Origin of the sequence: Rhizobium sp. SG570 (assembly GCF_012275345.1) — a bacterium.
GTDB classification, from domain to species: domain Bacteria; phylum Pseudomonadota; class Alphaproteobacteria; order Rhizobiales; family Rhizobiaceae; genus Rhizobium; species Rhizobium lusitanum.
Window position 1 is genome coordinate 305,703 of the sequence record NZ_JAAZQI010000006.1, and the last position, 23,751, is coordinate 329,453.

Below are 23,751 nucleotides of genomic sequence, written 5' to 3' on the forward strand. Positions count from 1 at the left end.
TCACTTTCCGGCGCTTTTCGACCACCATACGTCCGGGAAGCCGATGGAGTAGTAAGGAAGTTCCGGAAGATGTTCGAACTTGTCCCAATAGGCGATCCTGGTCGTCGTCCCGTAGAAAGTGGGCAAAACATAGTGGTGGGCGAGCAGCACGCGATCGAGTGCCTTGGTCGTCGCTTCCTTCTCCGCCACGTCCTTCGCGAGGATCACTTTCTGGATGAGGTCGTCGATGCCCGGGTCGGCTATTCCGGCGTAGTTGCGCGATCCCTGGCGGGCGGCGGAGGCGGAGCCCCAGTATTCGGCCTGCTCGTTGCCGGGGTTCAGCGTCTCCGCCCAGACGACCCAGATCATATCATAGTCGAAGCTGCGGATGCGGTTGATGTACTGCGAGGGATCGACCGTCCTGACGCTGGCATCGATGCCGATGCGCTTCAGGTTCTGTACATAAGGCAGCACCGATCTTTCCAGCGAAGGATTGTTCAGCAAGAGTTCCAGCGAAAACGGCTGGCCGCTCTGCGCGTTCACCATTTTATTGCCCTTGAGAATCCAGCCCGCGTCCTTGAACAAGCCAATAGCCTTGCGAAAATTATCGCGCGCCTTTTGCGGGTCGCCGCCGACGGGATTGGCATAGGGCACGGTAAAGACATCGGCGGGCACCTTGTCCTTGACGCTGTTCAGAACATTGAGCTCCTCGCCTTGCGGGAGACCGGAGGAGGCGAATTTCGTACCGAAAAAGAAGCTGTCGACACGCGTCAACTTCCCGAAGGAAAGGGTTCGGTTGAGCTCCTCGAAATCGTAAACGTAGTTCAGCGCCTCGCGGACACGCTCGTCCTTGAATTGCGCGCGTCGCATATTGGGAACGAGCGCCTGCATGATGCCGACCGAGCGCAGCGTGTTGGGTAGTTCCTCCCGCTTGATGCGGCCGTCCTTGGCAGCTGGAAAATCGTAGCCGGTCACCCAATGGCTTGTGGAATTGTCCTGCCAGTAATCGATGACGCCGCTACGAAACGCCTCGAACGCGACGTCGTAGTCGGAAAAATAGACATAATTTATCGCGCCGAAGTTGTTCGTGCCGATATTGACCGGCAGGTTCTTGCCCCAATAATCGTCGCGCAGTTCGTAGCGGATCGAAGAGCCAGGCTGGAAGGAAGCAATCTTATAGGGACCCGACCCCATGACGGGCTCGAGCGTGGTGCGCGAGATATCGCGCGGCTTGCCATCGGGGCCATTTGCTTCCCACCAGTGTTTCGGCAGAATGGTCAGTTGGCCCAGGATCGAGGGAAGTTCGCGGTTGCCCTTCTCATTAAAACGGAAGGTAACGTCGCGCTCACCGGTTTTCTCGGCGCCCACGACATGGGCGTAGTAGCTTGTGACCATCAGATTGAGTTCTTTGGTTTTCTCAAAACTGAAGATCACATCCTCGGGCGTTACCGGCGTGCCGTCGGGCCACTTCGCTTCGGCGCGCAGCCGAAACGTGGCGCTCGAAACGTCATCCGGATAAGAGACGCCCTCGGCAAGCAAACCATAGGAAGAATTGGCCTCGTCATCGGCTTTCTTCAGCAACGTATCATAGATCAGCTCTGTCCCCTCGGCGATATTGCCCTTCGACAGGACAGGATTGAAGGTGTCAAACGTGCCGCTGCTCGACAGCTTCACCTCGCCGCCCTTCGGCGCATTCGGATTGACGTAATCGAAATGCTTGAAACCGGGCTGGTATTTGAGATCGCCGAGAATGGCCGTGCCGATGCGGAATTGCGGCTCTTCGGCTTTCGAGGACGCTGGCAGGGCCAGCAGGCACATGAGAGAAACAACCAAGCCTGCTTTCAACCGCGTCAATGCCATTCATCATCTCCTGATGCTTTTCCTAGAATCAGCATAAGCCAAATGAGGGCAAAAAACAGGACGCAATTGCTCACCTCTTCCCTCCGCAATCGTTTGGCAGCTCTCGAAATCAGGTTTTGGAGGTGGCTTCTTCGAGACGCCGGCGCAGCATCAGGCGCAATTCGCTGACGACGCGTTGGTCCTCTTTGGCGTCGGGTTCGTTGGCGACGGCCGCGGCGATGCGCAACAGTTCGAGGACGATACCCGACATCAGCGTGATATCGTCCGATATCGACGGCTCCGCTCGCCGCAAGACGGCGGCGATCAACTCTTTCAATTCCGCACGCGAGCGCATCTTCCGGTCTTTAGGGATATCGCGGCGCGCGGCAAGCACAGGAAATTCCGGAAATTCTTCGATAAATGCGCCAAGCGCATCGAAGATCGCTTCGCCGCTATCGGCTGCGGAGAGGCCGGAACTGCGTTCCGCCAGGTTCTGAAGACCCGCCTTCAGCCGCTCCAGGCGATCGATATGCAGCGCCTCGGCAAGCAAAGGCTTGGTCGGAAAGAATTGATAGAGCGAGCCGATGGAGGATTGCGCCTCGGCCGCGATCTCAGTCATCGTTGCGGCTTCATAACCCTTCCGCGCAAAGACCCTTGCGGCCGCTTCCAGCAGGACGACGACACGATCATGGCCGCGCTGCCGCTTCGGGGTGCGCGTCTTCAATTCTTCACTTGATTTTTGTGAGGCCATCCTCATATTTCCATTGTGAGGATGCCCTCATGTTTCTCTCGGAGCCCCAAATGCCTCTTTACGACCCCCGGACCACCGCGCTTATTTCCATCGACCTGCAAGGCCTCGTTCTCAGCCTGCCGCTTGCCCCCTATTCCGCTCAACAGATCGTTGCGAATACAGTTGCGATCGCGAACAAGCTGAAGGCCGATGGCGGAACCACCGTTTTTGTAACGGTTGGATTTTCCTCGGACTATACCGACGCTGTCAATCAGCCCACCGACGAAACCTTCGCCCTTCCCGCCGGAGGCTTGTCGCCGGCCGCCCTGGCGGCACCCATCGAAATCGCCGCGCTGACGCCGGATGTCGCGATCGTCAAACGCCAATGGAGCGCCTTCTACGGCACCGAACTCGATCTGCAGCTTCGTCGCCGCGGCATCAAAACGCTGATCCTGACCGGTGTCGCCACCAATTTCGGCGTCGAATCGACGGTGCGCGATGCCCATGCGGCAAATTATGCCGTCATCGTCGCTGAGGACGCGGTGACGACTTTTTCCCAGGAAATGCAGGATTTCGCCTGCACGAAGGTATTGCCGCGACTGTCGCGCATTCGCAAGACGGAAGAAATTCTAGCAAATTGATCCGTCGGAGGTGACGGCCTAAGCGGGCGGCGGGCGGTCGTTCATCAGCCAGCGGCGATTGAACGTGGATTACCCTCGCTTCCTTTTCAAGGTAATCTCGCCGCAAATCACCTCGGCTGACGCCGACCGCCTTTCAAGGATATGCATGGTTTCGCTCCTGGTTCGCACTTTCCAAACTATCGGCCAAACTATCGGCAAATTTTCCCTCATCGCCACGATCAGCACGGGTCTCATTGCCGGCGATGCGCTGGCGCAGCAGGCGGGGCCGACGCCCGGCAGTGCCAAGGCGATCTTCGGGGCTGTGACGCTGCCGACGCAGGGACCGACGCAATCGATCGGCTTTTATGCCAAGGGCTGCCTTGCCGGTGCCGTGGCGCTGCCCACCGACGGGCCGACCTGGCAGGCCATGCGCCTGTCGCGCAACCGTCGCTGGGGCCGGCCTGACATGATCGGCCTTCTCGAGCGCCTGTCACGCGATGCGGCAAAGCATGACGGCTGGCCGGGCCTGCTTGTCGGCGACATCTCGCAGCCGCGCGGCGGCCCGATGTTCAACGGCCATGCCTCGCACCAGATCGGCCTCGATGCCGATGTCTGGCTGACGCCCATGCCTCCGCACAAGCTGACGGTCGCGGAACGCGAGACCCTGCCCTTCACCTCGATGCTGGCGAAGGACAAGTTCCTGACCATCAACGACAGGGTCTGGACGCCGGCGCATGCCCGCCTGCTGATGCGCGCGGCCAGCTACCCCGAGGTCGAGCGCATCTTCGTCAATCCGGCCATCAAGAAAAAGATGTGCGATACATGGACCGGCGACCGCAGCAATCTCGGCAAGCTGCGCCCGGAATATGGACATGACTCGCATTTCCATATCCGTATCCGCTGCCCGGCCGGCTCGGTCGGCTGCACGCCGCAGGCGCCTGTTGCGGCCGGCGACGGCTGCGACAAGACGCTCGCCTGGTGGCTTGGCCCCGAACCGTGGGCAAAGCCGAAGCCCGACACGAAGCCGCCTGCAAAGCCCCGCGAGATCATGGTTTCGGATCTGCCCAGGGCCTGCCAGGCCGTGGTGGCCGCGCCGCCGGTCGCTTCCGTTCGTGCTGCCACCTATGGCGCCACGGGTATCGGCGCGTCCGCGGAAACGGAGACGATGCCGATCTCCGGCAATACGCCGCCCGGCCAGATCCCGCAGCAGTGAGGCTCGGATGGTCCTTGCCGGAGCGGCCTTTCAAAACGCCTCCCCTTGGTATAGAAGGCGGATAAATCGATTGAAAGTACTGGGTGGAGCAAGAGTTTCATGGCCGGCGGCAAAAGCATCGCGCTGATCGCGCACGATCAGAAAAAGGATGCGATGGCGGAGTTTGCGCGGCGTAACCAAGCCGCCCTTGCCGATTGGCATATCGTCGCGACCGGCACGACCGGCGGCCGCGTGCTCGACGCCTGCCCTGATCTCAAGGTCACCCGCCTGAAAAGCGGGCCGCTTGGCGGCGACCAGCAGATCGGTGCGCTGATCGCCACCGGCGAGATTGACATGCTCGTCTTCTTCATCGACCCCCTCACCCCGCTGCCGCACGATGTCGACGTGAAGGCATTGACGCGGCTTGCCGTTGTCTACGACATTCCGATGGCGCTCAACGAATCCACCGCCGAGCGGCTGATCAAAACACTGAACCATTAATCCGCCTTGCCGGCGGCAGACCACGGACCTGGCCATGCCCGAGCTCAATCACAGCGATGCCCCCCTGCCTTTTCCGATTCTCATCGGCGATATCGGCGGAACCAATGCGCGTTTCTCGATCCTTGCCGATGCGAATTCCGAACAGGAGCATTTTCCTGTCGTGCAGACGGCGAATTTCGAGACGATCGACGATGCGATCAGGCTGATCCTCGAAAAGAGCAAGGTCCAGCCCCGCGCCGCGATCCTTGCCATGGCCGGCCCCGTGCAGGGCGATGAGATTCCGCTGACCAATTGCGACTGGGTGATCCGCCCGAAGACCATGATCGCCAATCTCGGCATCGAGGACGTGCTGGTCATCAATGACTTCGAGGCGCAGGCGCTGGCAATCGCCGACGTTGCCGACGAGCATCGCGAAACCATCGGTGAGACGGGGGACAGCATGGCCGCCTCGCGCGCCGTGCTCGGACCGGGCACCGGGCTTGGCGTCGCCGGCCTGATCCACACCCAGCATCAGTGGATACCGGTGCCGGGCGAAGGCGGCCATATCGATCTTGGGCCGCGCACGGAACGAGACCTGCAGATCTGGCCGCATCTGGAAGCCATTGAAGGCCGCATCTCGGCCGAGCAGATCATTTGCGGTCGCGGGCTGCAGAACCTCTATCATGCCATCTGCAAGGTCGACGGCGTCGAGCCGAGCCTGAAGGAGCCCGCCGATATCACCACCCATGCGCTTGCCGGCACCAATGCGCAGGCCGAGGAGACGCTGACGCTCTTCGTCACCTATCTCGGTCGCCTTGCCGGCGATATCGCCATGATCTTCATGGCGCGCGGCGGCGTCTATCTTTCCGGCGGCATCTCGCAAAAGATCCTACCGGCGCTGCAGAAGCCGGAATTCCGCGCGGCCTTTGAAGACAAGGCGCCGCATACCGAAATGATGAAGACGATCCCGACCTATGTCGTCGTCAATCCGCTGGCTGCGCTTTCCGGCCTTGCGGCCTACGCCCGCAAGCCGTCGAGCTTCGGGCTTGCGACCGATGGCCGCCGCTGGCGGCCTTGATCGCTTCCAACAGCCGATGGCGCATCGAAACTACCGGCGCGTTATGCCTTTTTGAAGAAGCCGCCTTCCTCTATAATAAGGTCGGCTCCGAGATCGGCCTTAACCAGTGCCGCAGGCCATCCCTAGCCAAAGCCGTCCTAACTCTTTATAGAGCCGCGGCAGCATGTGCCGTGCGCGGCTCACTTGGTTTGAGACAGGAAACCGATTTTTGAAGTCGCCCACCACGAAAAAGACCGATATCGACAGCGAAGCCATTACCGTTGTCCTGAAGCGCGTTATAGCTGAAAACGGCCGTGATCATGTCTGGGGCTATTCGGTCGCAATCTTTTGCCTCGTTGTCGTCGCAGCATCCACAGCAATGATGGCCTTTGTGATGAGGCCGATCGTCAACGGAGCCTTCTACGAGCGCCGCGCCGAAGTCATGTGGCTGATTTGTCTTGCCATATTTGCGGCTTTTATAGCGCGTGGTTTTGCCGGCTATTTTCAATCGGTCATTCTGTCCAAGATCGGCAATGACATCATTGCTCGCTATCAACGGCGCCTCTATGCGCATCTGATGACGCTGTCGGTCGGTTTTTTCAGTGAAGCGCGCTCGGCTCAGATTGCCGCGCGGGTCAGCCAGAACGTTTCCGGCATCCGCGATGTGATGAACCTCGTCATCACGTCTACGGCGCGCGACTTTCTGTCATTCGTCTTTCTGCTCGGCAACATGGTCTATCAGGACCCATTGCTCAGCCTTATCTTTTTCGTCATTGCCCCACCTGTCTTTCTGGCCTTGCGCCACATCTCAAGGCGCCTGCGCGCCGTCACGCGCGAGGCGGTCGTTCTCAACAGCCGCGTGCTCGGCGCGATGCAGGAAACCATTCAAGGCATTTCCATCGTCAAAGCCTTCACGATGGAGCCCGAACTCGACCGCAAGATCAACAAGCTGATTACGGCGGCAGAGAATCGGCAAAACCGTATTGTTCGCATTTCCGAGCGTAACGGCCCGCTGATCGAAACGGTTGCCGGCTTTGCCGTCGCCGGTGTTTTTGCCTATGCCGCCTACCGTTCGATTTATGAAAATGTGCCGCCAGGCGCAGTGTTTTCCTTCATCGTGTCACTGCTTTTGGCTTATGATCCGGCCCGCCGCCTCGCGAAATTGCAGACGCAGCTTGAACGCGCGGTCGTCAATGCACGGATGATCTACGAACTGCTCGACATGGAGCCGCGCCAGCGCGATCTGCCCGAAGCCAAGGCGCTGGTTGTCACCGAGGCCCGCATCGAATTTCGTGGCGTCCACTTCGCCTATGGCGACGATACTGTTCTGGACGACGTGAGCTTCGTTGCCGAAGGCGGACAGACGACGGCGCTCGTCGGCCCTTCCGGCGCCGGCAAGTCCACCGTCATCAATCTCATTCCGCGCTTCTACGACCCGAAGGCCGGTAGCATCTTCATCGACGGGCAGGATATCAGCCACATCACCAAGCAGTCGCTGCGCCAGCATCTCGCCTACGTCTCGCAGCAGCCCTATCTCTTCGAAGGCTCGATCCGCGACAACATCCGTTATGGCCGCCCTGACGCGACCGACGCGGAGATCGAAGAGGCAGCCCGCCTCGCTTACGCCCATGATTTCATCATGGCGCAGTCGCAGGGCTACGACACGCCCGTCGGCGAAAACGGCGTGACGCTTTCCGGCGGCCAGCGGCAGCGCCTGTCGATCGCCCGCGCGCTGGTGCGCAACGCGCCGATCCTCCTGCTCGACGAGGCGACCTCCGCGCTCGACACGGAATCGGAAGCGGCCGTGCAGAAGGCGCTGGACGAAGCCATGAGCGGCCGCACGGTCGTCGTCATCGCTCACCGCCTGTCGACCGTCGTTCGAGCCGAGAAGATCATCGTCATGCAGAATGGGCGTGTCGTCGAAGAGGGCAACCACGAGACGCTTGCGGAGGCCGACAATGGCCTTTACGCTCGCCTCAACAACCTTCAGCGGCCGGCCGTTTCCGGCAACTCCCGCAAATAAGACGATAGAGACGACATGAGCGACGATGCGATGAAGCTGGTGGTGGTTGGCGCAGCGGGCCGCATGGGGCAGGCTCTGATCCGCCTCATTCACGCCACCGAGGGCCTGACCTTGCATGCCGCCGTCGCGCGTCCCGGCTCCGTTTTCATCGGCAAGGATGCCGGCGAGATTGCCGGGTTGGGGCCGATCGGCGTTCCCGTCACCGACGATCCGCTTTCCGCCTTTCTGCATGCCGAAGGCGTCATCGATTTCACGACGCCGGCAACCAGCGTCACCTTCACCGGGCTTGCCGCGCAGGCGCGCATCGTCCACATCATCGGCACGACCGGATGCACGGCCGAAGACGAAGCCAAATTCCAGGCGGCGGCCCGCCACGCCCGCATCGTCAAATCGGGCAATATGGGCCTCGGCATCAACCTTTTGAGCGTGCTCGTCGAGCAGGCGGCACGCGCCCTTCCCTCCGCCGATTGGGATATCGAAGTGCTGGAGATGCATCACCGGCACAAGGTGGATGCGCCCTCGGGTACCGCGCTTCTGCTCGGCCAGGCCGCAGCCAAGGGCCGCGGCATCGATCTCGATGACAATTCCGTGCGCGTGCGCGATGGCCATACCGGCCCGCGTCCGGCTGGCACGATCGGCTTTGCGACCCTGCGCGGCGGCGGCGTGGTCGGCGATCACTCGGTCATCTTCGCCGGCGAGAGCGAGCGGCTGACCCTGTCCCACAGCGCCGGCGACCGTTCGCTGTTTGCCCGGGGCGCGCTGCAAGCCGCTCTCTGGGCGCGTGACAGGAAACCCGGCTTCTATTCCATGCTCGATGTTCTCGGGCTCTCCACACGTTGACCTGATCCTGGAGCGGATCGGCATGGAACTGCCGATCCGCTCCAGCCTTTTATTGTCTCGCAATTCCGGACGGAAAACCGCTACACACTTTTCCTGGAATTGCTTCATTAAGGAGAAATTTTATGAGCGGTACTCTCGTCCTCGTTCGCCATGGCCAGAGCGACTGGAATTTGAAGAATCTCTTTACCGGCTGGAAGGATCCCGATCTGACCGCCCTCGGCATCGAGGAAGCCAAGACGGGCGGCAAGGCGCTTGCCGACTACGGCATCAAATACGACATCGCCTTCACGTCGGCCCTCGTCCGCGCCCAGCACACGCTGAAGATCATCCTTGATGAAATCGGCCAGCCCGGACTCGAGACTATCAAGGATCAGGCACTGAACGAGCGCGACTACGGCGATCTCTCCGGCCTCAACAAGGATGACGCCCGAGCCAAATGGGGTGAGGAACAAGTGCACATCTGGCGCCGCTCCTACGACGTGCCCCCGCCCGGCGGCGAAAGCCTGCGCGACACCGGCGCCCGCGTCTGGCCCTATTATCTGACGGAAATCCTGCCGCGCGTGCTTGCCGGCAAGAACGTGCTGGTCGCCGCCCATGGCAACTCGCTGCGCTCTCTCGTCATGGTTCTCGACCGATTGAGCAAGGAACAGATCCTGGCGCTCAACCTCGCGACCGGCGTGCCGATGGTCTACAAGCTCAAGGCCGACTCCACCGTCGCCTCGAAGGAAGTCCTTGGCGACATGTCCGGCGCGCATTGAGCGTCATCTAAACTAGCTATCTCCGAAAAGCCCCTCACCCTAGCCCTCTCCCCGTTTGGCGGGGAGAGGGGACGACCTCTCTTGCGGCAAATTCTTGACTCTTATTAGGTTGAGAAGCGACGGAGGGTGCGTCTTTCCCCTTCTCCCCGCCGGCAGGGAGAAGGTGGCCGACAGGCCGGATGACGGGCCGAGCCCCAACCTCAATTCTCGATCGTGAAACGCACCCTGTCGGCGGCGAAGCGGGAGATCGAGTATTGCACCGGCACGTTGTCGAGATCGGTGTTCAGCGCCTGTGTGATCAGGACGATGGCGCCGGGAGATAGCTGAAGATCGGCGAGATCGCTCTCGTCGGCATGGGTCGCGGTAATCTCGGTGATGACGCGCACATAGTCCGGCACGCCAAGCTCCCGAAACGCCTTGGTGATCGATCCCGTCGCCCGGTAGATCTCGGCGATATTGCCAAACCGATCCGCCGGGAACCAACTGGTGGCGCGCGATACCGGACGGTGATCCGCTTGACCGAGCGTTTCCAGGCGCACGAGTGGCGTACCGGTCTTGATCTTGAGGTGCCGGGCCACCTCCGCGCTCGCTGCCTCGTCGCTCGTCGCAAGCAGGACGCTGCGGGTCTCGCGCACCTGATCGCCGATGCCCTGCGAGAAACGTGTCCGCTTCGAAATCGGGAAGCTCAGCCGCTCCTTGCGCTCGATCAGCGTACCGCGCCCCTGCACAGCCCTGACGATGCCTTCCTGCGCCAGCGCGGCGAGCGCGCTGCGAATGGTATGCCGGTTGACCCCGAACTGCAGCGCCAGCGTCGTTTCCGGCGGCACCATGCCGCTTTCGTCGAAGTCGCCGTGATTGATCGACATCCGTATTCGGTCGGCGATCTGCCGCCAGAGCGCCACGCCTGTCTGCCTTTGTATCCTCTGCCCTGCCATTTCGCCCACTCGCCCTGTCACACGCTTGTCACGACTCACTAATAGATATAAATCTATCTTGTATGGTTGTCTATATCAATAGACATTTAGAGGAAGGCGCGATGAATTCAGCACAAAGGCAGGAAGCAGCCGCACAGGAGCGTCGGGAGCGCAAACGTGTTGCCGATCTTCTGGCACAGGCCCAGCGCGACGAGCTCGACGCAGCCTGGGAAGCATTGCCGAGCAAGCCGACGGTACAGCCGGTGCGCGGACCGGAAACGGGGCTCGTCATGGTGCGCGGCCGCATCGGCGGCGGTGGTTCCCCCTTCAATCTCGGCGAGGTCACGGTGACCCGCGCCACCATCCGGCTGGCATCCGGCACCATAGGCCATGCGCATGCACTCGGCACGGATCGCGAAAAGGCACGGCTTTCGGCCATATTCGATGCCCTCTGGCAGCAGTCGGCCACCAAGGAATTCGTCGAGAAGGCGATCCTGCAGCCGGTCACCGAGCGCATCGCAGACTATGATCGCAAGCGCGCGGAGGAAACGGCCGCTACCCGCGTCGATTTCTTCACCATGGTTCGCGGAGAAGACTGATGAGCTTCACTACCTCCACCTTCGGCAATGATGCATTGATCGGCGGCTTCACCGACCCGGTTTTCGATGCACAGAGCGTCTTCAAGATGACGATGGACGCGATGGCGCGGCCGGGCATCCTGCAGACCGTGACAGCCGATATTGCACCGCCTGCCCCGCTTGGCATCGCTGCCGGCGCGATCGGGCTGACGCTTTGCGACCATGATACGCCGGTCTGGCTCTCCACCAGCCTTGGACGGTCGAGCCTGCCGGAATGGCTGAGCTTTCACACCGGCGCGCCCATCATCCAGGAACGGCTGGAAGCGATGTTTGCCTTCATCGAGGCCAGCATGGCGCTTTCCTCCTTCAACCAGTTCGGCATCGGCACCCAGGAATATCCCGACCGTTCGACGACGCTGGTGCTGGAAGTCGAAAGCCTTGAAGGCGGCAAGGATCTGGCACTTTCGGGTCCCGGCATCAACGGCGTCCATATGATCGCGCCCAGGGGCCTGCCGGATGCATTCCTGCGCATCTGGACCGACAATCGCGCGCTCTTCCCGCGCGGCGTCGATCTCGTTCTGACGGCCGGCCGGCAATTCCTTTGCCTGCCGCGCACCACCAAGATCACCGCGACGGAGATGTGACATATGTATGTTGCCGTAAAGGGTGGCGAAGCCGCCATCGCCAATGCTCACCGGCTACTGGCCGACCGTCGCCGCGGCGACCGTTCGCTGCCGGCTGTTGGCATCGACCAGATCGTCGCGCAGCTGGCGCTTGCCGTCGATCGCGTCATGGCCGAAGCCTCGCTCTATGACCGCACCTTGGCAGCCCTCGCCGTCCGCCAGGCACGCGGCGACATGATCGAGGCGATCTTCCTGCTGCGCGCCTATCGCACGACGCTGCCGCGCTTCGGCTATTCCCAGCCGCTGGACACGGTGGCGATGAAGATCGAGCGCCGCATCTCCGCCACCTACAAGGATCTGCCGGGTGGCCAGCTTCTCGGCCCGACCTTCGACTATACGCACCGCCTGCTCGATCCGAGCCTTCTGACCGACGAGCAAGTGGACGAGCCGATGCAGCGGCCGGCCGAAGAGGGCCGCGTCATGCGCGTTTCCGAAATTCTCGATCAGGAAGGGCTGATCGAAGGCGACGGCGTCATGCCGGTCGATCATGAAATCGGCGACCTGACGCGCGAGCCGCTGGAGTTCCCGATGACCCGCGACCTGCGCCTGCAGGCGCTCGCCCGCGGCGACGAAGGATTCCTGCTGGCGCTCGGTTATTCGACGCAGCGCGGCTACGGCCGCACACATCCCTTCACCGGTGAAATCCGCATCGGCGAAGTGGAAGTGGAATTCGAGGTGCCGGAACTCGGCTTTGCCGTGTCGCTCGGCCGCATCCAGGTGACCGAATGCCAGATGGTCAACCAGTTCAAGGGCTCCGCCAAGGTGCCGCCGCAGTTCACCCGTGGCTACGGGCTGGTCTTCGGCCAGAGCGAGCGCAAGGCCATGGCCATGTCGCTCGTCGACCGGGCGCTGCGCGCCGAAGAGCTTGGCGAAGACATCACGGCGCCGGCACAGGACGAGGAATTCGTTATCTCGCACTCTGACAACGTGCAGGCGACCGGCTTCGTCGAACATCTGAAGCTGCCGCACTATGTCGACTTCCAGGCCGAACTCGACCTGGTGCGGCGCATGCGCCGCGAATTCGAAGCCGCCCGTGACAGCGGCATGGACCCGATGACGGAGGCAGCCGAATGACCGAACTCGCCACCTATAATTTCGCCTATCTCGACGAACAAACCAAGCGGATGATCCGCCGCGCCATCCTGAAAGCGATCGCCATACCCGGTTATCAGGTGCCCTTCGCCTCGCGCGAAATGCCGATGCCCTACGGCTGGGGCACCGGCGGCGTGCAGCTGACGGCGGCCATCATCGGCCCGCAAGACGTGCTGAAGGTCATCGACCAGGGGGCTGACGACACGACAAACGCCGTCTCCATCCGCGCCTTCTTCCAGAAGGTCGCCAATGTCGCGGTGACCACCCGCACCGATGAGGCAACCATCATCCAGACGCGCCATCGCATCCCGGAAGCCAAGCTCGGCCCCAATCAGGTGCTGGTGTATCAGGTGCCGATCCCCGAGCCGCTGCGTTATCTGGAGCCGCGCGAGACCGAGACGCGCAAGATGCATGCGCTCGAGGAATACGGCCTTATGCATGTGAAGCTCTACGAGGATATCGCCCGCAACGGCCGCATCGCCACCACCTATGCCTATCCGGTCAAGGTCGCCGGACGCTATGTGATGGACCCGTCGCCGACGCCGAAATTCGACAATCCGAAAATGCATCTGTCGGATGCGCTGCAGCTTTTCGGCGCCGGTCGTGAGAAGCGTATCTATGCCGTGCCGCCCTATACCGAAGTCGTCAGCCTCGACTTCGAGGACCATCCTTTCGAGGTGCAGCGTTTCGACAAGCCCTGCGCCCTTTGCGGCGCCGAGCAGGTCTATCTCGACGAGGTGATCCTCGACGACAAGGGTGGGCGCATGTTCGTCTGCTCCGATACCGATTTCTGCGAGGACCGCCGCGCCCATGGCCATGTTGGCCCTATGCTGGCGCCAAATGGGCTCGCAGCCGATGGATTGCCTGATAGCAAGGAGGCCGCCGAATGAGCGACACACCGCTTCTGAAAGTCAAGGACATCTCGAAATTCTACGGCAGCCGCATCGGGTGCCGCGACGTGTCCTTCGATCTCTGGCCCGGCGAAGTGCTGGCCATCGTCGGCGAATCCGGCTCCGGCAAGACGACGCTGCTCAACTGCATCTCGACGCGGCTGCTGCCGACAACCGGCAGTGTCGAATATCATATGCGCGACGAGACCTATCGCGACCTGTTCCGCATGAGCGAGGCCGAACGGCGCTTCCTGATGCGTACCGACTGGGGCTTCGTGCATCAGAACCCCGCCGACGGCCTGCGCATGACGGTTTCGGCCGGCGCCAATGTCGGCGAACGGCTGATGGCGATCGGCAACCGCCACTACGGCAACATCCGCAACACGGCCATCGACTGGCTAGAGCGGGTCGAAATCGATGCCGACCGCATCGATGACCAGCCGCGCGCCTTCTCCGGCGGCATGCGCCAGCGCCTGCAGATCGCCCGCAATCTGGTGACCGGGCCGCGCCTGGTGTTCATGGACGAACCGACCGGCGGCCTCGACGTTTCGGTGCAGGCACGCCTGCTCGATCTCGTCCGCGGCCTCGTCAACGATCTCGGCCTGTCGGCGATCATCGTCACGCATGATCTCGCCGTCGCCCGGCTTCTGTCGCATCGCATGATGGTGATGAAGGATGGGTACGTCATCGAGCAGGGCTTGACCGACCGCGTGCTCGACGATCCGCGCGAACCCTATACGCAACTGCTCGTCTCTTCGATCCTGCAGGTCTGAGGAAGTATCATGGCAACCCCACTCGTCGTTTCCGAAGTCTTCAAAAGCTTCATCATGCACCTGCGCGACGGCATCTGCCTGCCTGTCGTCGCCGACGTCTCCTTCTCTGTCGCCTCTGGCGAATGTGTCGTGCTCGGCGGCCCCTCCGGCATCGGCAAGAGCTCGCTACTGAAGATGATCTATGGCAACTATGCCGTCGACAACGGCCAGATCCTCGTTACGCACAACGGCAAGATCGTCGATCTCGCCACCGCCGATCCCCGCACCGTGCTCGAGGTGCGCCGGCAGACCATGGGCTATGTCAGCCAGTTCCTGCGCACGGTGCCGCGCGTCCCCGCCCTCGATGTCGTCGCCGAGCCGCTGCTGGCCCGCGGCGTCGCACCCGCTGACGCCCGCGAAAAGGCGGCCGGCCTGCTTGCGCAGCTAAACCTGCCGAAAGAGCTTTGGCAGTTGCCGCCTGCCACCTTCTCCGGCGGCGAGCAGCAGCGCGTCAATATCGCGCGCGGCTTCATTACCGACCACGCCATCCTTCTGCTCGACGAACCCACAGCCTCGCTCGACGCCAAAAACCGAGCCGTCGTGGTCGACATGATCGAACAGAAGAAACAAGCGGGCGTCGCCCTTCTCGGCATCTTCCACGACGAAGAGGTGCGCGAAGCCGTCGGCAGCCGCATCCTCGATGTTTCGCAATTTTCGCCGAGAAAGGCTGCCGCATGAGCCGCAAGCTGGGCGAAATGCCCTTCATCAGTGCCTCGGCCAGCGTTAGCAAATCGACGCTCGGCCGCTATACCGAAGTGTCCGACCGCTGCCGCATCGATGAAACCGAGCTCGGCGACTATTCCTACATCATGCAGGACGGCGCCGTCTGGTGCACGACCATCGGCAAATTCGTCAACATCGCCGCGGCCGTGCGCATCAATGCCACCAATCATCCGACATGGCGGGCAACGCTGCACCATTTCACCTACCGTGCCGCCGACTATTGGCCGGATGCCGATATGGAAACGGACTTCTTCACCTGGCGGCGCGATCATCGCGTCGTCATCGGCAACGATGTCTGGATCGGCCATGGCGCCACCATCCTGCCTGGTGTCAAGGTCGGCAACGGCGCTGTTATCGGCGCGGGTGCTGTTGTCTCCAAGGATGTCGCTCCCTATGCGATCGTCGGCGGCGTGCCGGCCAAGCTGATCCGCGAGCGCTTCACCGCCGAGGTCGGAGCGCGTATGGATAAGCTATCCTGGTGGGATTGGGATCACGATCGCCTGCGCACGGCGCTTGCCGACTTCCGCGCCCTTTCCGGCGAAGAATTTCTGGATCGCTACGGCGCCTGAGGACATTTTCTGCCCACATCGGGCTTGCATGGGGCCGACAGGCGATCCAGCCTCGGGCGATCTGTCCAGCCCGAGACCAAGGGAGCCTTCTCTTCATGGCAAAGCAGTTTTCCAGCATCGATGACCGGCTGCGCGATTTCATCGCGCGGCAACACATCTTCTTCACGGCATCCGCGACCGCGAATTCCCGTGTCAATGTTTCGCCGCGCGAAACGCTGTGCCTGCGCATCATTTCCCCGAACACGGCCATCTACCTCGATCGCACGGGCAGCGGCAACGAAACGTCGGCCCACATGAAGGCCGACGGCCGACTGACCATCATGTTCTGTGCGATGGAAGGGCCACCGATGATCCTGCGTCTTTACGGCCGCGGCAGGATCATGCATCGGGCATCGCCAGAATACCGGGAATTGCTGCATGACCACTACGCCGGAGACGAGCCGCTGGGCGCACGGCAGATCGTTTGGCTGGACATCGATCTCGTGCAGACGTCCTGCGGTTTCGGCGTGCCGCTGTTTTCCTATGAAGGCGAAAGACCAAGCCTCGATCAGTGGGCCAAGGCCAAGGGGCTTGATGGTATTGAGGAATACCGGCGCGAGAAGAATGCCCTTAGCATGGATGGTTTGCCGACGGGTTTGTTTGACGGCTAAAAGTAACCAAATCCGTCAGCCGGCTAATCATATCGAATAGCCGCCGATTGTAACAGCACTTACACAAAACTGACATTGGAGCTTCATGAAGCGAGACTAATGCGTTGCCTTGTGCTTGGCGTGCGCCCCTTGAAACTCCCTTCGAGGCAAGGGTGTGCGCCCGTTCATAGCGTCGGGTCGAATGCATTTTGCCGATCCAGGGCAGCCGCGAAAGGGAAGCTTCATGTTCGAACTCAGGAATGTCTCACGCCGGTTTGGCAACAAGCTCGCTGTCGATTCCGTGACTTTGGACATTCCGCAGGGACAGATGGTCGGCGTCATCGGCCGCTCCGGCGCCGGCAAGTCGACGCTGCTGCGCATGATCAACCGCTTGGCCGACCCGAGCTCCGGCTCCATCCATTTCTCCAGCGTCGAGGTCTCCAAGCTCAGAGGCCGTGCGCTGCGCAACTGGCAGCGCGACTGCGCCATGATCTTCCAGCAGTTCAATCTCGTTCCCCGCCTCGACGTGCTCACCAACGTCATGCTCGGCCGCCTCAATCAGCGCTCGACCGTCATGAGCCTCCTTTCCGTCTTCACCCGCGAAGAGCGCATCGAAGCCATCGCGGCGCTGGAGCGCCTCGGCATCGAGCAGACGGCACTGCAGATGGCCGGCACGCTTTCCGGCGGCCAGCAGCAGCGCGTGGCCATCTGCCGCGCCCTCATGCAGCAGCCGAAGATGATGCTCGCCGACGAGCCGATCGCCTCGCTCGATCCACTCAATGCCAAAATCGTCATGGACGCGCTGCGCGACATCAACGAGCGCGAAGGCATCACCGTCATCACCAACCTGCATACCTTGGATACGGCCCGCAACTATTGCGAACGCATCATCGGCATGGCGGCCGGCCGCGTCGTCTTCGACGGCAAGGCGGCTGATCTCACGGCTGCAGCCGTCAAGGAAATCTACGGAACCGACAAGGACGGCGCCGGCATCGACGAAACCATGACGTCGACATCAATCAATTTCGCCGATCCGGCCGCGCAAGCCGCGGCCAGCGAATCTGCCGGCCCGCAACCGCTGGCACTGGCCGGTCTCTGAGAGAGGCAGCCGGGATCGAGAGCCCGCGTCAAGGGCACATTTTTTCTAGACCGAAGGCATCCGGGGACACCGGTTAATCAGGAGACGAACCCAATGTTGAAGAAGACCCTTCTCGCAGCCACGGCGCTTCTCGCGCTCGTTGGCGGCGCTGCCGCTCAAGACCTCAAGGAATTCCGAGTCGGCATTCTCGGTGGCGAAAACGAAGCCGACCGCCTGCGCAACTATGCCTGCCTCTCCGACCACCTGAAGAAGGAATTCGGTTTCGAGAAGGTATCGCTGTTCCCGGCCGCCGACTATGACGGCGTTATCCAGGGCCTGCTCGGCGGCACGCTCGACTTCGCCGAACTCGGTGCTTCCGGCTACGCAGCCGTCGCCATCAAGGACCCGAAGGCCGTCACCCCGATCCTGACCACGCAGCAGGCAGACGGCTCGACCGGCTACTACTCGATCGGTCTCGCCCTCAAGTCTTCCGGCATCAAGACCATCAAGGATGCCAAGGGCAAGAAGCTCGGCTACGCCGATCCGGACTCGACCTCTGGCTATCTCGTTCCGCTGACGCAGATCCCGAAGGATACCGGCGCTCCGAACGACAAGTTCTTTGCCTCGACGCAGTTCAACGGCGGCCACGAGAACAACCTGCTCGCCGCTTATGACGGCAAGGTCGACGTCGCCGTCGACGACTCCTCGGGCCTCGGCGATTTCAAGGACGGCTACACCTCCGGCACGTTCCGCAAGGAAGTCGACAAGGGCGCCGTCGACCCGAACAAGCTCGTCGAAGTCTGGCGTTCGCCGCTGATCCCGAACGGCCCGCTCGTTGTCCGCAACGCGCTCGGCGACGCATGGAAGACCAAGCTGACCGACTTCTTCCTGAAGCTCCCGACGACCGACGCCAAGTGCTTCTCGGCTATCGAAGGCGGCGACTTCAAGGGTTACGTCAAGGTCACCCCGGACTTCTACAACGCCGTTATCGACGTTCGTAAGGCTGCCATCGGCGGTTGATCCGCATTCTGAATACGGGGCGGCCGGCAACGGCCGCCCTTTTGCTATCACAAGGGCAGAATTCATGACGATTGCCGATACGCAGCTGAAGATGCAAGCAGCGCCGCAGAGCGCTCGGGATATCGGCGACGCCTGGAGCAAGATGGTGGCGCGGCGCCGCCTCTATACCGGCATCGGCCTGCTCATTCTGCTTGTTGCCTTCGTCAGTTCCGTCCGCTTTGCGGACGAAAGCAATGCCGGCCACTTCTTCGACCGTCTGCCGCATCTCTTCGACTTCCTGAGCTGGCTCATCCCCAAAGACTGGGCCGATGTCTACCGCGCGCTCTTCGATCTGCCGAGCCCCAACGGCGCCAATGGCGTCGGCGGCGAGGAATTCAACTTTCCGCTTGGCCGAGTCTATGTCTGGGGCGATTTCTATATTCCCGAATATTTCGAGCTGATGATCATCACGATCAACGTGGCGCTTGTGTCGACCATCATCGGTTTCGTCTTCGCGCTGCCGCTCAGCTTCCTTGCCGCGCGCAACCTGTCGCCTTCCAATCCCGTCCGCCTGGTGACGAAGCGGGTCATGGAATTCCTGCGTGCCTTTCCGGAGATCGTCATCGCCGGCCTGTTTTCGGCGATCCTGTCGATCGGGCCGATCGCCGCCATCATCGCCGTCGGCCTGCACACGATCGGCGCGCTCGGCAAGCTGTTCTACGAAGTCGCCGAGAATATCGACATGAAGCCCGACGAGGGCATGCGGGCCGTCGGCGCGAGTTGGACGGAGCGCGTCCGGTTCGGCGCCCTGCCGCAAGTGATGCCGAACTTCATGTCCTATGCGCTGTTGCGCCTCGAGATCAACGTTCGCGCCTCCACCATCATCGGCGCCGTCGGCGGTGGCGGTATCGGCGAGGAGCTGAAACTCTCAATCTCGCGCGGCTTCGGCGCCAAGACCGTGGCGCTCGTGCTGCTGCTCTTCGTGACCATCATCGCCGTCGACCAGTTTTCCGCATGGCTCCGCCGCCGTCTCGTCGGCGAACATGCCTTCCTTTTGCAGCATTGAGGTTCCCATGTCCGTCATCGACGCCGGCCGTATGCAGGAAATCGAAGCGCGCTACCCGGAGATCCTTCACCGGTCGTTCCGCCAGCGCTTCGGCGCGCTGATGATCTTCATCGGCGTGATCCTCTATGGCTTCTATGCGGTATGGTTCTTCGACCTGCCGAAAGTCATCGCGGAAGCGCATTGGGAACGCGTCGGCATCTATCTCAGCGAATGGATCAGCTACGACGTCCAGCCGGAATTCCGCATCTCCGGCGACAAGATCACCATCAAATATCCGCGCTTTTCGCCTCTGGGCGACAACCCCAACCCGGATTGGGTGAAGACCGCGCCCGACGGCAGCATGACCGTTTCGGTCAGCGGCACCAGCCGCATGGTCACGATCACCAAGACGCAGGCCATCGTGACGGCGCATGGCGTGACCATCCCGATCGATATCACCGGCGACATGCCGAAGATCGTCGGCTCACAACCCGTTCCCAGCTGGATGACCGTCTATGACGATAATATCCTCGCGAACATGGGTTTTGCCGGCGACGTCAGCATTTCCACGGACCGCGTGAAGATCCGCAAGCGTTTCATCGGCTGGGCCAATTTCGTCTTCGATACGCACTCGCCCTTCTTCGACAAGCCGGCCAGCGAAGTCATCAGCCTGATCGTTTCCGGCCCGCGGCTGGAGCCGGACCAGTCCAACCTCTCGCTGGCCTTCGACAATATCTGGAACAACGGCGCCTGGCAGCACGGCGATGTCTGGACCAAGCTGTTCCAGACCATCGTCATGGCCTTCCTCGGCACGTTGCTCGGTTCGCTCGCGGCCTTCCCGCTCGCATTCCTGGCCGCCCGCAACATTACGCCGAACCGGCTGCTCAATCAGGTGCTGAAGCGCTTCTTCGATTTCCTGCGCTCGGTCGACATGCTGATCTGGGCGCTGTTCCTGACCCGCGCCTTCGGCCCGGGCCCGCTCGCCGGCAGCGGCGCGATCTTCCTCACGGAGACCGGCACGCTCGGCAAGCTCTACTCCGAAGGTCTCGAAAACATCGACAACAAGCCGCGTGAAGGCGTGAAGTCCACCGGCTCGTCGACGATCCTCGTGCATCGCTACGGCATCGTACCGCAGATCGTCCCCGTCATCGTCAGCCAGACGCTTTATCAATGGGAATCCAACGTGCGCGGCGCGACCATCATCGGCGCCGTCGGCGCGGGCGGTATCGGCCTGAAGCTCTGGGAAGCGATGCGCACAAACGCCAACTGGGAAAACGTCGCCTACATGGTGTTGTTGATCCTGCTCGTGGTCTTCCTGTTCGACGCCGCGTCCAACGCTCTGCGCTCGCGCCTGATGGGCACACGCGTCAAATAAAAAGCCCGATATAAATCGAAATGCATCATCATTTTGTCACGGGAATCCGATAGCGCAGGCGCGGCAAGATCGCATCGATCGAGCCGGGTTTAGCCGGATTCGATAGGTTGCTGCCTTGCCGCTCTTGCGGTTTGTCGCAAATCACCCAACAGTGTCGCGCGCAGCCGATTTTTCCAAGGAATACAGCCTTGCGCTATGCTCTCTATTTCACGCCGCCCAAAGACGATCCGTTGACGTCGCTTGCTGCCCTCTGGCTGGGTCGCGATGCTTTTTCCGACGAGATTTTTTCCGACAAGGCCATCGGCCCGGTGCCGGAAGGCCATGCCGAACTGACGGCCGATCCGCGCCGCTACGGCTTCCATGCTACGTTGAAGGCGCCCTTCGAACTCGCCGCCTCGGTGAACGAGCGCGATCTGCTTGAGGTTGCCGCCGATTTCGCGGCCCGCACGAAGGCCTTCGTCATTCCTGAGTTGGTTCTTGGCCAGCTCGGCCATTTCTTCGCCCTCGTGCCCGGCTCGCTTTACCAGCCCCTGCAGGATTTCGCCTCGCGGGTGGTCAAGACCTTCGAGCCGTTCCGCGCGCCGCTTTCGCAATATGATATCGCCCGACGCAACCCGGAAGGAATGACCGAGGCGCAGCGCGCCAATCTGCTGCGTTGGGGCTATCCTTATGTTAACGACGAGTTTCGTTTCCATATGACATTGACGGGGCGCGTCCCCGCCGAGCGCCAGGCTGAAATGCACGAGGTGCTGCGCGAACGCTTTGCCGACCATACCGGCAAGCCGCTCGACATTTCCGGTCTCGCCATCTTCGTCGAAGAAGAGCGCGGGGCACCCTTTACCGTCCGTTCCTGGCTGCCGCTTGCCGGCGCCTAAAAGTGAAAGACCTTACATGACCAAAGAAACCGTCCTCTCCAATGCCCGCATCGTCCTTGAAGACAAGATCGTCCAGGGCTCCGTGCTGATCCGCGACGGTCGCATCGCCGGCATTTCCGAAGGCAAGTCCGATATCGGCGAGGATTTCGAGGGCGATTTTCTGATCCCGGGCCTGGTCGAGCTGCATACGGATCATCTGGAAGCCCACTATTCGCCGCGCCCCGGCGTACGCTGGAACAAGACGGCGGCCATCCAGGCGCATGACGCCCAGATCGTCACCTCAGGCATCACGACGGTGTTCGACTGCCTGCGCATGGGCTCCGACGAGGACGGCGGCTTCGAAAAGGGCGAGATGCGCGATATGGCCGACGCCATCCAGGCGGCACAGCGCGAGGACCGGCTGCGCGCCGATCACCTGATCCACCTGCGCTGCGAAGTCTCCTCCGACAACGTCCTCGATCACTTCCAGGATTTCGAGAAGGATGACTATGTCCGTCTGGTCTCGCTGATGGACCATGCGCCGGGCCAGCGCCAGTTCCAGACCATGGATCAATATATCTTCTACTACCAGAAGAAGCGCGGCCTGAGCGACGAGGCCTTTGCCCGCTTCGTCGCCAAGCGCCAGGAGGAATCGGCCAGATACGCGACACCGAACCGCGACGCGATCTCCAAGGTCTGCTCCGAGCGCGGCATTACCGTTGCCAGCCATGACGACGCGACGCTCGCCCATGTCGACGAAGCCATTGCCTATGGTGTTCGCCTGGCGGAGTTCCCGACCAGCGTCGATGCGGCGAAGGCGTCGCATGGCGCAGGCATGAGCGTGCTGATGGGCGCACCGAACATCGTGCGCGGCAAGTCGCATTCCGGTAACATCGCCGCCCGCGATCTCGCCGAACTCGGCGTGCTGGACGTGCTTTCCTCCGATTACGTGCCGCTCAGCCTGCTGCATGCACCATTCATCCTGGCCGATGAAGTCGAAGGTATTTCGCTGCCGCAGGCCATTGCCATGGTGACGGCAACGCCAGCGAAAACCGTCAGCCTGAGCGATCGCGGACGCATCGCCGAAGGCCTGCGCGCCGATCTGGTGCGCGTTCGTCGCGATCACGGCGTGCCGGTCACGCGTTCGGTGTGGCGGGAAGGACGCCGGGTCGCATGAGCGCTGACGCCAACATCAAGCCGGCTAATGACCGTCTGCCCGATAACGCAGCTGGTATCATGGCCGTTGTCGTTGGCCCGAGCGGTGCTGGCAAGGATACACTGATGAACCTCGCCGCCCGGCATTTCGCCGGCCGGCCGGACGTTCATTTCGTTCGCCGCGTCATCACCCGCGAGGGGGATGCCGGCAACGAGGATCACAGAAGCGTTTCCGAAGCAGATTTCGACGCCATGGAGCAGACCGGTGCTTTCGCTGTCTCCTGGGAGGCGCATGGCCTGAAATACGGTATTCCCGCCGACGTCACCGACGAGCTGGCGCGTGGCAATCTGGTCATCGCCAACGGCTCCCGTTCGGTCCTGCATCGTTTCCAGGCGGCCTTTCCAAGACTGAAAATCATCAACGTCACGGCGCGGCGTGAGGTGCTGGCGGAACGGCTGATGGCGCGCGGGCGCGAAAGCCGTGAGGATGTGTTGAAGCGCCTGGATCGCAGTTCGCTCACCGTTGGGGGCAGCTACGACGTCACCGATATCGACAATAGCGGCACACTTGGCGATGCCGAGCGCGCGATCATCTCCGCGCTGGACGTGCTGATTGGGAAATAACCGTTCGGTGTTCTGCTCGGATCATCCCAACGCTTATACATTGATGCCAAATCGCCGATCTCTCACCACCTCATGCTGAGGTGCCTTGGCGCGCCAGCGTCAAGGCCTCGAAGCACCGGGGGCGCCGAGTAGCAATACCCCACCCCCTCTTGGTTCGAGGCTCCGGCCTTTCAGGCTTCCGCACCATGAGGACTAATCTCTTCGCCGGGCCGG

At 61.7% G+C, this 23,751-nt stretch carries 25 protein-coding genes; 22 read left to right on the forward strand and 3 right to left on the reverse strand.

Annotated features, from left to right (window positions below; genetic code table 11):
* On the reverse strand, positions 1-1,839 hold the full coding sequence (locus tag FHT28_RS15280) for an extracellular solute-binding protein (RefSeq protein WP_037200360.1): 1,839 nt from the start codon (positions 1,837-1,839) through the stop codon (positions 1-3).
* A gap of 109 nt (positions 1,840-1,948) precedes the next feature.
* Entirely contained in the window at positions 1,949-2,569 is a 621-nt protein-coding gene (locus FHT28_RS15285; RefSeq protein WP_168596644.1) for a TetR/AcrR family transcriptional regulator, read from the reverse strand.
* A 50-nt stretch (positions 2,570-2,619) separates the two neighbouring features.
* Here FHT28_RS15285 and FHT28_RS15290 point away from each other — a divergent pair, with 50 nt between their 5' ends.
* From FHT28_RS15290 to FHT28_RS15320, 7 genes are all read left to right on the forward strand, one after another.
* A complete protein-coding gene (locus FHT28_RS15290; RefSeq protein ID WP_092576013.1) occupies positions 2,620-3,189 on the forward strand; it encodes an isochorismatase family protein in 570 nt (189 codons plus the stop codon).
* Between the two features lie 145 nt (positions 3,190-3,334).
* On the forward strand, positions 3,335-4,381 hold the full coding sequence (mepA, locus tag FHT28_RS15295) for a penicillin-insensitive murein endopeptidase (protein ID WP_092575994.1): 1,047 nt from the start codon (positions 3,335-3,337) through the stop codon (positions 4,379-4,381).
* A 99-nt stretch (positions 4,382-4,480) separates the two neighbouring features.
* Positions 4,481-4,861 carry a methylglyoxal synthase gene (locus tag FHT28_RS15300; RefSeq protein WP_047640328.1) on the forward strand — a complete coding sequence of 127 codons (381 nt, stop codon included), beginning with the start codon at positions 4,481-4,483 and terminating at the stop codon, positions 4,859-4,861.
* A gap of 34 nt (positions 4,862-4,895) precedes the next feature.
* On the forward strand, positions 4,896-5,918 hold the full coding sequence (locus FHT28_RS15305) for a glucokinase (RefSeq protein WP_113102587.1): 1,023 nt from the start codon (positions 4,896-4,898) through the stop codon (positions 5,916-5,918).
* A gap of 208 nt (positions 5,919-6,126) precedes the next feature.
* The gene (locus FHT28_RS15310; RefSeq protein ID WP_210255758.1) at positions 6,127-7,920 is read left to right on the forward strand and encodes an ABC transporter ATP-binding protein; all 1,794 of its coding nucleotides are present in this window, start codon (positions 6,127-6,129) and stop codon (positions 7,918-7,920) included.
* Between the two features lie 15 nt (positions 7,921-7,935).
* On the forward strand, positions 7,936-8,760 hold the full coding sequence (gene dapB, locus FHT28_RS15315) for a 4-hydroxy-tetrahydrodipicolinate reductase (RefSeq protein ID WP_168596646.1): 825 nt from the start codon (positions 7,936-7,938) through the stop codon (positions 8,758-8,760).
* A gap of 122 nt (positions 8,761-8,882) precedes the next feature.
* Positions 8,883-9,518, forward strand: a complete 636-nt coding sequence (locus tag FHT28_RS15320; RefSeq protein ID WP_037200350.1) for a 2,3-bisphosphoglycerate-dependent phosphoglycerate mutase — start codon at positions 8,883-8,885, stop codon at positions 9,516-9,518.
* A 200-nt stretch (positions 9,519-9,718) separates the two neighbouring features.
* On the opposite strand, the gene phnF is transcribed toward FHT28_RS15320, so the two are convergent.
* Positions 9,719-10,453 (reverse strand): phosphonate metabolism transcriptional regulator PhnF, encoded by a 735-nt coding sequence (phnF, locus tag FHT28_RS15325; protein ID WP_047560077.1) that lies wholly within the window; start codon positions 10,451-10,453, stop codon positions 9,719-9,721.
* Between the two features lie 101 nt (positions 10,454-10,554).
* Here phnF and phnG point away from each other — a divergent pair, with 101 nt between their 5' ends.
* From phnG to phnN, 15 genes are all read left to right on the forward strand, one after another.
* The gene (gene phnG, locus FHT28_RS15330; protein ID WP_047560075.1) at positions 10,555-11,031 is read left to right on the forward strand and encodes a phosphonate C-P lyase system protein PhnG; all 477 of its coding nucleotides are present in this window, start codon (positions 10,555-10,557) and stop codon (positions 11,029-11,031) included.
* Positions 11,031-11,654 carry a phosphonate C-P lyase system protein PhnH gene (gene phnH, locus FHT28_RS15335; RefSeq protein ID WP_047559910.1) on the forward strand — a complete coding sequence of 208 codons (624 nt, stop codon included), beginning with the start codon at positions 11,031-11,033 and terminating at the stop codon, positions 11,652-11,654. Before phnG ends, phnH begins: the two co-directional genes overlap by 1 nt.
* Positions 11,655-11,657: 3 nt before the next feature.
* The gene (locus FHT28_RS15340; RefSeq protein WP_092576004.1) at positions 11,658-12,767 is read left to right on the forward strand and encodes a carbon-phosphorus lyase complex subunit PhnI; all 1,110 of its coding nucleotides are present in this window, start codon (positions 11,658-11,660) and stop codon (positions 12,765-12,767) included.
* Positions 12,764-13,675, forward strand: coding sequence for an alpha-D-ribose 1-methylphosphonate 5-phosphate C-P-lyase PhnJ (locus FHT28_RS15345; protein WP_037200344.1), 912 nt, complete (start codon positions 12,764-12,766; stop codon positions 13,673-13,675). Before FHT28_RS15340 ends, FHT28_RS15345 begins: the two co-directional genes overlap by 4 nt.
* Complete coding sequence (phnK, locus tag FHT28_RS15350) at positions 13,672-14,448, forward strand: phosphonate C-P lyase system protein PhnK (protein ID WP_037200343.1); 777 nt, start codon at positions 13,672-13,674, stop codon at positions 14,446-14,448. The genes FHT28_RS15345 and phnK overlap by 4 nt, the downstream gene beginning before the upstream one ends.
* A 9-nt stretch (positions 14,449-14,457) precedes the next feature.
* Positions 14,458-15,165, forward strand: a complete 708-nt coding sequence (gene phnL, locus FHT28_RS15355; RefSeq protein ID WP_037200342.1) for a phosphonate C-P lyase system protein PhnL — start codon at positions 14,458-14,460, stop codon at positions 15,163-15,165.
* Entirely contained in the window at positions 15,162-15,779 is a 618-nt protein-coding gene (locus FHT28_RS15360) for a DapH/DapD/GlmU-related protein (RefSeq protein ID WP_168596647.1), read from the forward strand. The genes phnL and FHT28_RS15360 overlap by 4 nt, the downstream gene beginning before the upstream one ends.
* A 95-nt stretch (positions 15,780-15,874) precedes the next feature.
* Complete coding sequence (locus FHT28_RS15365; RefSeq protein ID WP_168596648.1) at positions 15,875-16,429, forward strand: pyridoxamine 5'-phosphate oxidase family protein; 555 nt, start codon at positions 15,875-15,877, stop codon at positions 16,427-16,429.
* Positions 16,430-16,652: 223 nt separating this feature from the next.
* A complete protein-coding gene (phnC, locus tag FHT28_RS15370) occupies positions 16,653-17,507 on the forward strand; it encodes a phosphonate ABC transporter ATP-binding protein (protein WP_168596649.1) in 855 nt (284 codons plus the stop codon).
* 93 nt (positions 17,508-17,600) lie between these two features.
* Complete coding sequence (gene phnD / locus FHT28_RS15375; RefSeq protein ID WP_037200338.1) at positions 17,601-18,506, forward strand: phosphonate ABC transporter substrate-binding protein; 906 nt, start codon at positions 17,601-17,603, stop codon at positions 18,504-18,506.
* Between the two features lie 64 nt (positions 18,507-18,570).
* On the forward strand, positions 18,571-19,551 hold the full coding sequence (phnE, locus tag FHT28_RS15380) for a phosphonate ABC transporter, permease protein PhnE (protein WP_037200337.1): 981 nt from the start codon (positions 18,571-18,573) through the stop codon (positions 19,549-19,551).
* 7 nt (positions 19,552-19,558) lie between these two features.
* Positions 19,559-20,905, forward strand: a complete 1,347-nt coding sequence (gene phnE, locus FHT28_RS15385; RefSeq protein ID WP_037200336.1) for a phosphonate ABC transporter, permease protein PhnE — start codon at positions 19,559-19,561, stop codon at positions 20,903-20,905.
* Between the two features lie 188 nt (positions 20,906-21,093).
* Entirely contained in the window at positions 21,094-21,780 is a 687-nt protein-coding gene (locus tag FHT28_RS15390) for a DUF1045 domain-containing protein (RefSeq protein ID WP_168596650.1), read from the forward strand.
* Positions 21,781-21,796: 16 nt separating this feature from the next.
* Entirely contained in the window at positions 21,797-22,936 is a 1,140-nt protein-coding gene (locus FHT28_RS15395) for an alpha-D-ribose 1-methylphosphonate 5-triphosphate diphosphatase (RefSeq protein ID WP_047559888.1), read from the forward strand.
* Positions 22,933-23,538: a phosphonate metabolism protein/1,5-bisphosphokinase (PRPP-forming) PhnN gene (gene phnN / locus FHT28_RS15400; RefSeq protein ID WP_168596651.1), complete on the forward strand. Its 606-nt coding sequence runs from the start codon at positions 22,933-22,935 to the stop codon at positions 23,536-23,538. The genes FHT28_RS15395 and phnN overlap by 4 nt, the downstream gene beginning before the upstream one ends.
* Positions 23,539-23,751: the final 213 nt, after the last annotated feature.

Bases quoted from the DNA above. Each gene is read 5' to 3' on its own strand.
- FHT28_RS15280 (WP_037200360.1), bottom strand. From the start codon at position 1,839: ATGGCATTGACGCGGTTGAAAGCAGGCTTGGTTGTTTCTCTCATGTGC.
- FHT28_RS15285 (WP_168596644.1), bottom strand. From the start codon at position 2,569: ATGGCCTCACAAAAATCAAGTGAAGAATTGAAGACGCGCACCCCGAAG.
- FHT28_RS15290 (WP_092576013.1), top strand. From the start codon at position 2,620: ATGCCTCTTTACGACCCCCGGACCACCGCGCTTATTTCCATCGACCTG.
- mepA (WP_092575994.1), top strand. From the start codon at position 3,335: ATGGTTTCGCTCCTGGTTCGCACTTTCCAAACTATCGGCCAAACTATC.
- FHT28_RS15300 (WP_047640328.1), top strand. From the start codon at position 4,481: ATGGCCGGCGGCAAAAGCATCGCGCTGATCGCGCACGATCAGAAAAAG.
- FHT28_RS15305 (WP_113102587.1), top strand. From the start codon at position 4,896: ATGCCCGAGCTCAATCACAGCGATGCCCCCCTGCCTTTTCCGATTCTC.
- dapB (WP_168596646.1), top strand. From the start codon at position 7,936: ATGAGCGACGATGCGATGAAGCTGGTGGTGGTTGGCGCAGCGGGCCGC.
- FHT28_RS15320 (WP_037200350.1), top strand. From the start codon at position 8,883: ATGAGCGGTACTCTCGTCCTCGTTCGCCATGGCCAGAGCGACTGGAAT.
- phnF (WP_047560077.1), bottom strand. From the start codon at position 10,453: ATGGCAGGGCAGAGGATACAAAGGCAGACAGGCGTGGCGCTCTGGCGG.
- phnG (WP_047560075.1), top strand. From the start codon at position 10,555: ATGAATTCAGCACAAAGGCAGGAAGCAGCCGCACAGGAGCGTCGGGAG.
- phnH (WP_047559910.1), top strand. From the start codon at position 11,031: ATGAGCTTCACTACCTCCACCTTCGGCAATGATGCATTGATCGGCGGC.
- FHT28_RS15340 (WP_092576004.1), top strand. From the start codon at position 11,658: ATGTATGTTGCCGTAAAGGGTGGCGAAGCCGCCATCGCCAATGCTCAC.
- FHT28_RS15345 (WP_037200344.1), top strand. From the start codon at position 12,764: ATGACCGAACTCGCCACCTATAATTTCGCCTATCTCGACGAACAAACC.
- phnK (WP_037200343.1), top strand. From the start codon at position 13,672: ATGAGCGACACACCGCTTCTGAAAGTCAAGGACATCTCGAAATTCTAC.
- phnL (WP_037200342.1), top strand. From the start codon at position 14,458: ATGGCAACCCCACTCGTCGTTTCCGAAGTCTTCAAAAGCTTCATCATG.
- FHT28_RS15360 (WP_168596647.1), top strand. From the start codon at position 15,162: ATGAGCCGCAAGCTGGGCGAAATGCCCTTCATCAGTGCCTCGGCCAGC.
- FHT28_RS15365 (WP_168596648.1), top strand. From the start codon at position 15,875: ATGGCAAAGCAGTTTTCCAGCATCGATGACCGGCTGCGCGATTTCATC.
- phnC (WP_168596649.1), top strand. From the start codon at position 16,653: ATGTTCGAACTCAGGAATGTCTCACGCCGGTTTGGCAACAAGCTCGCT.
- phnD (WP_037200338.1), top strand. From the start codon at position 17,601: ATGTTGAAGAAGACCCTTCTCGCAGCCACGGCGCTTCTCGCGCTCGTT.
- phnE (WP_037200337.1), top strand. From the start codon at position 18,571: ATGACGATTGCCGATACGCAGCTGAAGATGCAAGCAGCGCCGCAGAGC.
- phnE (WP_037200336.1), top strand. From the start codon at position 19,559: ATGTCCGTCATCGACGCCGGCCGTATGCAGGAAATCGAAGCGCGCTAC.
- FHT28_RS15395 (WP_047559888.1), top strand. From the start codon at position 21,797: ATGACCAAAGAAACCGTCCTCTCCAATGCCCGCATCGTCCTTGAAGAC.
- phnN (WP_168596651.1), top strand. From the start codon at position 22,933: ATGAGCGCTGACGCCAACATCAAGCCGGCTAATGACCGTCTGCCCGAT.